Genomic DNA, 3174 nt, shown 5'->3' with positions numbered 1-3174 from the left:
GGCGGCGGGGTCGGCCGTCAGACCAGCCGGACCACCATCGGCGAGATGCCCGCCATCCGGACGGGGGAGATCTTGACGACGTCGCCGGACTGCGGCGCCTCGACCATCCGGCCGTCCCCGAGGTACAGGGCCACGTGGCCGGGCCAGAACAACATGTCGCCGCGCTGCCGGGCGGCCACCGGGTGCTGGGGGCCCGCGGTGTACTGGTATCCGGTGTAGTGGGGCAGGGCCTTGCCGATGCCCGCGAACGCGTAGATCATCAGCCCGGAGCAGTCGAAGCCGATCTTGTTGTAGTCCCCGTAGCTGTCCGCCACTCCCCCGTCCCGGATTCCCCGGGTGGGTCCCTTGGCGTCACCGCCTCCCCAGGCGTAGGGCACGCCGAGTTGGGACAGGGCGCGGTTGACCACGGTCTCGACCCGCGCGGAGGTCGACGGCGTGCCCGAGGTGTTGGTGCTCGTCCCGCCACCCTGGCCGGGTGCGGCAGGGGCGGCCGGCGCGGCCGGGCCCTGCTCTATCGATCCGAAGTCCGCCCGGCCGATCGCGTCGGCGACCTGCTGGATGATCGCCTCGGTGTCCCCGCTGAGCCCGGCGCCGATCGCGGCACCGACGCTGCCGGCGTCGATCGTCCCGCCGATGGCGTCCACCGCGCGGTCGGTTGACCCCGTGTCCACGTACCGGCGCACCGCGCCCAGGTCCAGGTGACTGGGGAGGGCGGAGGCGATGTCCGCCGCCTGCTGCCCGGCCGCCGTGTCCGCCGTGACGTTGCGGAGCGCCTCGTCACGCGTGGCGGCGCTGTCGACGGGGTTGGCGGTCGGGGCGTCCGGTCCCGCGGGGGTCGCGCCCGACTCGGCCAGCGCCCTCCGATGCTCATCGAGCGCGGCGGTGAGGTCCGCGACCTCGGCCTCGAGGGCCGTGACCTCGGCGGAGACGGTCGACACCTCGGCCACCGCGCCGTCGCGCCGGGCGGAGGCGTCCGAGTAGTGCTGCTCGGCGTCCTCGCGGGCGCGCACCGCGTCGGCCTCGCGGCGCGCCGCCTCGTCGGCGGCGGCGACCATGTCCGCCACGACGCGACGCTGGTCGGCGGCGGCGCGCTGGAGAAACTCGAGGCGCCTGCCGGCGTCGGCCGGCCCGCCGGGATCGAGAATGGTGGCGGCGGCGCCGGGCGCCGTTCCCTGCCGGTAGAGCACCCGCGAGTAGTCGTCGAGGGTGCCCCGCGCGGAGTCGACGCCGGACTCGGCTCTCTCCCGTTCCGCGACCGTGCGGTCGGCGGTGGCGATCGCACGATCGAGGTCGATCCTGGCCATCTGCAGGTCGACCAGCGTCTTGTTGACGCCCTCCCGCTTGACCGCGATCGACTGCCTGGTGGCATCGAGGCGGGCGGAGGCGTCGGCCACGGCCCGGATCAGGCCGCTGAGGTCCCCCGGCGCGACCGCCGGGGCCTGCTGCGCGGCCGCCACCGGCACGTGGACCACGCCCGACGCGGTTCCCAGGACGAGCGCCACGGCGAGGGCTGCTCGCCCACCCGCACGCCCGCGACTCCGACGTTCCCGCGCTCCCCGAGCACGGCTTGATGCTAGGTCAGGCTCCACGTTTCACCTTCCGATAACCGCACGAGGGTGCGGTCGGCCGCGCGACCCGCACGGCGGGACGCGTCACCGAGGTGGGTGAGAGTCCGGTGATGCCTTCCCCTGCGCCACTAGAGCCTCATGCCAACTCGGCAGAACCTTATGTTCCTCTAGCACCGTAGGTCACAGATGACTCATCCGAAACATTGCATGGAAAAGTACACTTCTGTAACTCGAGTAACTGCAGCTACGGGGACGTGTGGGGCGGAGTGAGCTCCGGCGACGGGCGCGGTCAGCGCGGTCAGCGCGGTCAGCGCAGGCGGCGACGCAGCGCGACGGCAAACGCGATCATCGCGACGATCGCCAGGACCAGGACGACCGCCGAGTAGGCGCCCCACGGCGGGGCGGGGGCGGTGACCTTGTGGGCGAAGACAGCGGCGGACGCCACCGGGTCGACCTCCTCCCACGCGTCGTCCTGGCCGGCCTCGAGCGTGTGTCGCGGGATCGAGTCGCTGGAGCTGCCCACGAACAGCGGGGTCCGGACGAGGATGGTGCCCGCGTACTCCTGGTTGAGGAACGCGGCGAGGTCGCGGGCGTCGGTGTAGACGACGGCCGGGGCCTCCGTGTAGACGATCTTGAGGTCGAGCCCGCGGTCCCCCGCCTCGGCGACCACGGTCCGCAGGCCCTCGACGAACGGCTCCGGCGCGGAGACCCCGTCGTCGGCCAGGTCCGCCACCACGGCGCCGTAGTCGAGCCACGAGGGCACCTGGCCCTCCTGCAACGACACCACGGGCTCGGACTCGTAGGCGAGCGTGGTCACGGAATCGTCGGAGTTGTCCACGCCGGACATGGTGCCATCTCGTCGTCGTCGCACCGAACACACGCGCCGGACGGCGCGATAACGGCCCGGCGACCCCACATCCGGGCGTACCGGGCGCTAAACAGAACGGGCGTACTGGTAAATTGGAGACCGCAACCGGGCACGAGGGTCCACAATGGACCACGTGTCCGCCCCCGCGTTGCCGTGCGAGACATGCGGCGACGCCGGGAGGGATGACGATGAGACATTCACACCACGAGTGGAGCTGACGTGACAGCAAGCATTGACAGCTTTGGCGCCAAGGGGACCCTAGAGGTCGGCGGCGAAGCCTACGAGATCTACCGACTCTCGGCGGTCCAGGGAGCGTCCAAGCTCCCCTATTCCCTCAAGGTCCTCACCGAGAACCTGCTGCGCACCGAGGACGGCGCGAACGTTACCAAGGCCCACATCGAGGCCCTCGCCAACTGGGATCCCTCCGCGGAGCCCGACACCGAGATCCAGTTCACGCCGGCCCGCGTGATCATGCAGGACTTCACGGGTGTGCCCTGCGTCGTCGACCTCGCGACCATGCGCGAGGCCGTTGCCGACCTCGGCGGCGACCCGAGCAAGATCAACCCGCTCGCCCCGGCCGAGCTCGTCATCGACCACTCCGTGCAGATCGACGTCTTCGGCCGGTCCGACGCGTTCGAGCGCAACGTCGAGTTCGAGTACGGGCGCAACTTCGAGCGCTACCAGTTCCTGCGCTGGGGCCAGACGGCGTTCGACGACTTCAAGGTCGTGCCCCCGGGC

Annotated in this window: 3 protein-coding genes; 1 reads left to right on the top strand and 2 read right to left on the bottom strand. The window is 71.5% G+C overall.

What is annotated here, in order from left to right:
* Positions 1–17 precede the first annotated feature (17 nt).
* Both B4M60_RS13080 and B4M60_RS13075 read right to left on the bottom strand, forming a co-directional pair.
* Positions 18–1502 carry an NlpC/P60 family protein gene (locus tag B4M60_RS13080; protein WP_291084773.1) on the bottom strand — a complete coding sequence of 495 codons (1485 nt, stop codon included), beginning with the start codon at positions 1500–1502 and terminating at the stop codon, positions 18–20.
* Between the two features lie 373 nt (positions 1503–1875).
* The gene (locus B4M60_RS13075; RefSeq protein ID WP_291084770.1) at positions 1876–2415 is read right to left on the bottom strand and encodes a DUF6676 family protein; all 540 of its coding nucleotides are present in this window, start codon (positions 2413–2415) and stop codon (positions 1876–1878) included.
* Positions 2416–2655: 240 nt separating this feature from the next.
* Here B4M60_RS13075 and B4M60_RS13070 point away from each other — a divergent pair.
* On the top strand, positions 2656–3174 hold a 519-nt coding region (locus tag B4M60_RS13070; RefSeq protein ID WP_291084767.1), incomplete at its 3' end, for an aconitase family protein.

Origin of the sequence: Dietzia sp. UBA5065, assembly GCA_002415925.1 — a bacterium.
Taxonomy (GTDB): domain Bacteria; phylum Actinomycetota; class Actinomycetes; order Mycobacteriales; family Mycobacteriaceae; genus Dietzia.
Note: the sequence above shows the minus strand (reverse complement) of the source record. Positions and strands in the feature narration are given on the sequence as shown.

Coding starts and splice junctions, on each gene's coding strand:
- B4M60_RS13075 (WP_291084770.1), bottom strand. CDS start 2,415: ATGTCCGGCGTGGACAACTCCGACGATTCCGTGACCACGCTCGCCTAC.